Source organism: Dolichospermum sp. LEGE 00246 (genome assembly GCF_015207865.1).
Lineage (GTDB): Bacteria > Cyanobacteriota > Cyanobacteriia > Cyanobacteriales > Nostocaceae > Dolichospermum > Dolichospermum heterosporum.
Genome location: NZ_JADEWA010000321.1, coordinates 1 through 6,354, shown reverse-complemented (window position 1 = coordinate 6,354; position 6,354 = coordinate 1). Strand labels below are relative to the sequence as shown.

The 6,354-nt window shown below is 35.8% G+C and carries 5 protein-coding genes and 1 pseudogene; 2 read left to right on the top strand and 4 right to left on the bottom strand.

The window, feature by feature from the left end:
* Positions 1-224: 224 nt before the first annotated feature.
* On the top strand, positions 225-1,433 hold the full coding sequence (gene cbiE, locus IQ228_RS18500) for a precorrin-6y C5,15-methyltransferase (decarboxylating) subunit CbiE (protein ID WP_193963871.1): 1,209 nt from the start codon (positions 225-227) through the stop codon (positions 1,431-1,433).
* 41 nt (positions 1,434-1,474) lie between these two features.
* Here cbiE and IQ228_RS18495 read toward each other — a convergent pair whose 3' ends face one another.
* Positions 1,475-3,109: an AAA family ATPase gene (locus IQ228_RS18495; RefSeq protein ID WP_193963870.1), complete on the bottom strand. Its 1,635-nt coding sequence runs from the start codon at positions 3,107-3,109 to the stop codon at positions 1,475-1,477.
* A gap of 14 nt (positions 3,110-3,123) precedes the next feature.
* Positions 3,124-3,618, bottom strand: coding sequence for a hypothetical protein (locus IQ228_RS18490; protein ID WP_152540394.1), 495 nt, complete (start codon positions 3,616-3,618; stop codon positions 3,124-3,126).
* 29 nt (positions 3,619-3,647) lie between these two features.
* On the opposite strand from IQ228_RS18490, the gene IQ228_RS18485 reads away from it, so the two are divergent.
* Complete coding sequence (locus IQ228_RS18485; protein ID WP_027400672.1) at positions 3,648-4,598, top strand: Yae1 family protein; 951 nt, start codon at positions 3,648-3,650, stop codon at positions 4,596-4,598.
* 102 nt (positions 4,599-4,700) lie between these two features.
* On the opposite strand, the gene IQ228_RS18480 is transcribed toward IQ228_RS18485, so the two are convergent.
* Both IQ228_RS18480 and IQ228_RS18475 read right to left on the bottom strand, forming a co-directional pair.
* Positions 4,701-6,092, bottom strand: coding sequence for a vWA domain-containing protein (locus tag IQ228_RS18480; RefSeq protein ID WP_193963869.1), 1,392 nt, complete (start codon positions 6,090-6,092; stop codon positions 4,701-4,703).
* A pseudogene (locus IQ228_RS18475) lies at positions 6,034-6,354 on the bottom strand (hypothetical protein); the annotation flags it as partial. The pseudogene IQ228_RS18475 and the gene IQ228_RS18480, both read right to left, overlap by 59 nt.

Here is a 6,354-nt window from a genome sequence, read left to right as displayed (position 1 = left end):
CCTTTATAAGGGGAGGGTTAGGGAGGGGTAAAATATTTGATACAGCAATCATGACTTTTCAAACACCCTCTTACTTAGCCATCAAAAGTCCTTCCGCCCTCCTGTTTGCGTCTTAGCGTCTCTGGGAGAAAAAACTCTTATCCAACTCAAAGCACCAACTTCACATCCCCTCACGGTAAGGTAATAAAAGCGATATTCCAGCAAAAGAAACAACCTCACGAATTATGAAAAAATGGTTATCAATTATCGGTATCAGTGAGGATGGTGTAGCAGGGTTAAGTCCCATAGCTCTTTCTTGCTTAGACAAAGCTAAAATTATCTTTGGTGGAGAACGTCATCTTTCCATGTTACCCGCTGACGACAACAGCGAAAAAATTCCCTGGAAATCACCTTTTCCAATTTCCATAACTGAAATTATCAGTCGTCGTGGTGAAGCAGTTTGTATTTTAGCTAGTGGCGACCCTCTATGTTATGGTGTGGGTGCAACTATTCTTAAAGATATTCCTATTTCTGAAATTACAATTATTCCTGCACCTTCGGCTTTTAGTCTGGCTTGTTCTCGACTAGGATGGTCATTAACGGAGGTGGAAACTTTAAGTTTATGTGGTCGTCCGGTTTCTTTACTGCAATCTTACATTTATCCCGGTGCAAAATTATTAATTTTGAGTGAGGGAAAACATACTCCAGCTATTGTGGCGGAAATTTTGATAAGTCGCGGTTATGGTAATAGTCAAATTACCGTTTTAGAAAAAATGGGCAATGCTAATGAGGAAATCATAACAGATATCGCTGCTAATTGGCAAGAAGGAAATATCGCTTCTTTAAATACTATTGCGGTGGAATGTGTTGCTGATAGGGGAATAGTTGGTTTATCGAGATTTCCCGGCTTACCTGATGATGCTTTTCATCATGATGGACAATTGACGAAAAGGGAAGTCCGGGCGGTGACATTATCAAGTTTAGCACCTTTACCGGGCGAGTTGCTGTGGGATGTGGGGGCTGGTTGTGGTTCTATTTCTATAGAATGGCTGCGAAGTGATAGAAGATGTCGAGCGATCGCTATTGAACAAAATTCCACTAGACTAAATTATATAGCTGATAATGCTGCTGCTTTAGGAACACCAAATTTACAAATTATGGCAGGTAAAGCTTTAGAAGTTATCCCAAATTTACCCACACCAAACGCTATTTTTATCGGTGGTGGTGTCACAGCACCAGAAATATTAGAAAATTGCTGGAATGGGTTACTACCAGGAGGCAGAATGGTAGTTAATGTTGTTACTTTAGAAGGTGAACAAAGATTATATCAATGGCATGAAAAAGTGGGCGGAAACTTTACCCGCATTGCTATTCAACGCGCAGAACCGATTGGTAAATTTCTGGGTTGGAAAGCAATGTCCCCTGTTACCCAATGGATAGGAATCAAAAATTGATAATTAAAGATTTGGAGATTTAGACAAAATTATAAACAAAACTAGACAGCAATAATCAGATTTTCTAAAAAACCTATTTCTAATTCTGATGCAGGTTTACCACCACCACCTTCTATTAATTTTAAATATTTTCGCAATAGTTGCTGCATATTGGGAGTCCGATATTGGGGACTAATTTGTAATAAAGCATTTTCCCAATGAGTCTTTGTTGGTAAGTGTCCATATTCAGCTAAATAAATAGCTTCTCTGACCAATTTATCTAATTCTGCACCGGAATAACCGGCGGTTTTTTCAACAAGATATTCTAATATAGAAGGTGGAGTTGGTGGTAATTTATAAGCGGTAGTGCGTTTTTGTAAGATTTGATATCTTTCCTCAGTATTAGGAGGCATAACTATAAAAATTTCATCAAAACGACCAGCACGGAATAATTCTGGTGGCAATTTTTCTCTATCATTAGAAGTGGCGATGAAAAAAATCGGATATTCGTGATCATTTAACCAGGATAAAAATGTCCCAAACTGTCTGGTACTAACTCCTGAACTATCACCTCCCACACCGGCAAAAGCCTTTTCAATTTCATCCATAAACAGGATATTCGGTGCTGATGCTTCGATGGCTCTAAGTGCTTGGAAAGTGTTGCTTTCCGATTCTCCTACCCAGCGCGATTGTAACCGAGCAATTTCAAAATTAATCTGGGGTACGTGCCATTCTTGTGCGATCGCTCTGGCAATAAAAGTTTTTCCACAACCAGGGAAACCTTCTAGTAAAATAGCACGAGGACGTAATTCTGGTTGTCCATCTTGAGCAAACCAACACTCACGGCTATATATCCATTCTTTAACTTTAGTTAATCCTCCCACATCCCTCAAACCTTGACCAGAGGGGGCATAATATTCTAAAACTCCAGTTTTTCTAAGTTCCTGTTTTTTCGCTTCTAATAATAATTGTCCCGCAGATTCTGGATCTGTCCATAAATTCCGAGATGTTGATAATTTAGCAGTTTGAATTACCGCTTGCAAAGGCATTCCTTGAGCTTGTTCTGCTAATCTTCCAGCATCTGCTTCTGTTAAACCATATTTTTCTACAGCCACACTAAAAACATCTTCATAAAGTTCTGCTTCCACAGGTAAAGGTAAATCTATAATATGTACCATATTTCGCAAAATAGTCGGAATAGTCCAATCTGAACCAATGATAATTAAAGACATTCTTACCAAAGGTCTTTTTTGGTCTATCATCAATATTAATTCTTTCAATTTTCGCGCCATCAAATGATCATCAGGACGTAATAAAATAGACCAATCTGGTAATAAATAGGTATGTTGTCGTTGGAGATTTTTACTAACTTGGTCTTGTAAACGATGTTGGAGAATATCTAAAGATTGTAAAATGGGATTACCATTTCTATCAATAGCATTCCCTAATTTTTGCCATTGTGCTTGATTTGGAGAACCCGCAGTTTCTAATCTTTGTTGAAAACCTTCTCCACTATTCCATTGTGCTAATTCTCCATCTTGAATATCTGCATTATTCAAAATTGCTAAATGAGCATCTATTGTACAACGAACAGCACGATTTTCTTCTGATGATCTCAAAAAAATTAACGGATAACGAGACTTTAATAAATCCTGTAATTCCTGCTGACATTTATGATAAGGTAATTCTGGTTTCATATTTTTTAACTTCCTTAAAAATCAGCTTTGTTAGTATCAGTCCGAATATCTGTAACTGGTTCTGGTGTTTTTTCTGTGTTACTATTAGGAGAGTTTTCAACTTTATTGGTAGAGATATTTGCAGTTTTTATTTCAGAAGTTGGATTTACTACTGGACGGAGAGGTTTTTTAGCAGGAGCAACAATAGGGTTATTTACAGGATTATTGATGGGAATTACAGGTTGGATAGGAACAGAAGCATCAATAGGTAAATCTAACGTTACAATAGTACGATGACGACCGACTTTAATATCTGCAATCCAATTAGAAATTATCGCAGTTAAATTTTCGGAAGTTAACATTCTAGCTAATTGTTGTTCAATAGTTTGACTAATCAGAGAACGATTATTCTCCTGACGAAAATAATCTTCAGGATAACTTTCATACAATGTACTCAAAGTAATAGAATAGCTAATTTCCTTATTTCCTGCTTGTAGTATTCTGACAATTAGAGTATATTCAGACATCATGAAAACACTATTTTAATTATGGATTTTGTATGACGAGAGAAGCCCATGACCAATTTGCGAAAGAATATCTAGAGGAATTATTAAAACCTTTAGGTCAAGTAGATATTGGTAAAGATGTAAAAAGCGAAGTTAGAGAAATAGATATTTGGTTTGTTCCCAATCAATCAAAACCTGTAACTTCCGATTTAGGATTATTAGCAAAAATGGCAGTTACAAGCTGTCTATTTGAACCTTTTCGTAATCCTCCCAATGAAATGACAATTAGAAGTTGTATGTCAAAATTATACAGCCTTCATGAAGAATTGTTTCGACAAGCAAAAAGAGAAGATCGTCGGCTCATGGAAAACGAGTTCCCTGTTTTATGGATTTTAACACCAACTTGCTCAAAAAATAAATTAGATGGATTTAGAGCTACACTCAAAGATGATTGGGAAACAGGAGTTTATTTTCTAGGAGAATCGCAGAAAACCGCAATTGTAGCAATTAACCAATTACCCAAAAATCAGGATACACTATGGTTAAGGGTGTTAGGTAATGGGGAAACCCAAAAACAAGCAGTACAAGAACTAATCACAGTTTCCACAGAAAACCAGCGTAATTATCTACTGGAAATTTTAGCATCTTGGCGTAAAAATATAGAGATTAACACTAATATCAACGATGAAGATAGGGAGTTGATTATGACTTTATCACCAGCATATCTCAAACAACGCGAGGAATGGCGAGAAGAAGGACTGCAAATGGGTAGACAAGAAGGATTACAAACGGGACTACAGACGGGACTGCAAACGGGAAGACAAGAAGAATTAAGGTTAATAGTAGGAAGTTTACTAACAGCACGGTTTGGTAATTTAGATGAGGAATTATTAGCTGTTGTTACTCCTATTATGGAACTTTCTCTCACAGAAAGAACTGATTTATTACTCAACTTATCTCAGTTGTCCCGTGAGGAATTATTAGCTAAATTCCCCATTAATTAACCCATTTTCGTAGGTTGGGTAGAACGAAGTGAAACCCAACTTAACAACCTCTCACATCCTTCAGATCCCCGACTTCTTAGAGAAGTCGGGGATCTTTTTTGACTAAATCCAACGGTCAGCTTCAGTTTTAAGTTGTTGACTCCAACGTTTAAACCAGAGGATACCACCTCCTGAAATACCTAAAGTTAATATTAATATAAATAACCTATCTGGGAACAAAGGTAATTTATAAAAAGATATATTTGGCATTCTGATATTTACAGGTTGAGCATTAATATTAAGTTCTCTGTTAGAGGAATTAACACTAACTTGCACTTGATATTCTTCTGCTGGTACTGCATTTGGTTGGATATATTGCAATTCATATTCTCGTAATGCTTTAAAAAAGGTTTCTAAACTGTTGACGGCTTCATTTGCATCTTGAGGAAATTTACTGATACCTCCTGTTAATTCGGCAATTTGTTTTAATCTTGGTTGATCAACAATATAGTTGAATATGTCACCAGAGGGAAGTTTACACGATTGAATTAAATCAACTGCTTGTTTTTTTTCTAACCAACTATTAGGAATATTGCAGTTAGTAGCACGATTTCTTAACTGTTTTAAAGACTCTCCATAACCTAAAGTGTAAACTCTGACTGTAGGATATTTTTTAAAGACTTTTTCTAAATTAGCAAATTGTTGATCCTCTGTTTTGCGTTTACTGTTGTGATAACCATCAGATAATAACATTACAGCTAATTTAGGCGGAATTTGTGGTTCATCTTTTCTCAAGTCATTGCTACTATTTGCTTGTCTTGTCAATTCTTCGGAATTATCACCTAAATATTTGACTGCTTCTTTCAAAGGATTATATAAATTAGTCCCTGCGTTAGTGGGAGAAGATGCTAAATCAGCGACTCTTTTATCTAAATTTGGTGAATCTGCTGGTAGGAAATTTTTAGCAATAATTTCTTGGTTAACCTCATAATTATCTTTAGCAATCTGTGATTCTCCAAAGGGTACTAAAGAAATATGTACAGGTAAATTTTTGTCGCGGACTAATTTAATAAATCCTTTAATAGCACGAATAGCACCATCTATTTTTTTAACTCGACTAGCATCTTTCTTTCTCATGCTTCCACTCATATCTAAAAGAATGACAACATAAGCAGGATCTGATGTTAATTGTTCTCCCGGTGGAATTAATCTAAATTTTCTAACTTCTGCGAATTTGAGATTAATAGGAGTATCTTGACTTTTGGCGATAATTCTGGCAGTTTGTAATTTGAATTCAGATTTTTGCAATCCCTCAATAGGAATATTCTTATCATTAACAACTTTAACTTTTAGAGTGACAATATCAGCATCCGTAGGACGGGAAGATACTTCAATTTTGGAATTAGCAAGAACAGGTAATGGTAGAAATCCTAGTAAAAGAGTAACAATTCCTAATTTAAGCTTGGGGGTCAAGTAAGCGATTATAGAAAATGAATCTGTAGAATTTTTCTTCATTGTTTTCATGATAAAGTGTCAAAATTTGATTATGTTTGAGGGTGGTAGTTTGATTTTCTGGTAAAAATCTTTGTTGAATTTTTACAGATTCTTCCGCTAAACAACGAATAATTACATTATCAGAATTTACCTGTAAAGATGCACATTCTTCTGGTAAATGGGGGATATAAATATCTGCTGTATCACCAGAACCAATGATTATGAGTTTATTGGTTTTTCCTGGTAATTGAATTGAAACTCCTTCCTCAATATGTTTATAATC

What these genes read in the sequence shown, in the direction of transcription:
- cbiE (WP_193963871.1), top strand. Translation starts at nt 225, where the DNA reads ATGAAAAAATGGTTATCAATTATCGGTATCAGTGAGGATGGTGTAGCA.
- IQ228_RS18485 (WP_027400672.1), top strand. Translation starts at nt 3,648, where the DNA reads ATGACGAGAGAAGCCCATGACCAATTTGCGAAAGAATATCTAGAGGAA.
- IQ228_RS18490 (WP_152540394.1), bottom strand. Translation starts at nt 3,618, where the DNA reads ATGATGTCTGAATATACTCTAATTGTCAGAATACTACAAGCAGGAAAT.
- IQ228_RS18495 (WP_193963870.1), bottom strand. Translation starts at nt 3,109, where the DNA reads ATGAAACCAGAATTACCTTATCATAAATGTCAGCAGGAATTACAGGAT.
- IQ228_RS18480 (WP_193963869.1), bottom strand. Translation starts at nt 6,092, where the DNA reads ATGAAGAAAAATTCTACAGATTCATTTTCTATAATCGCTTACTTGACC.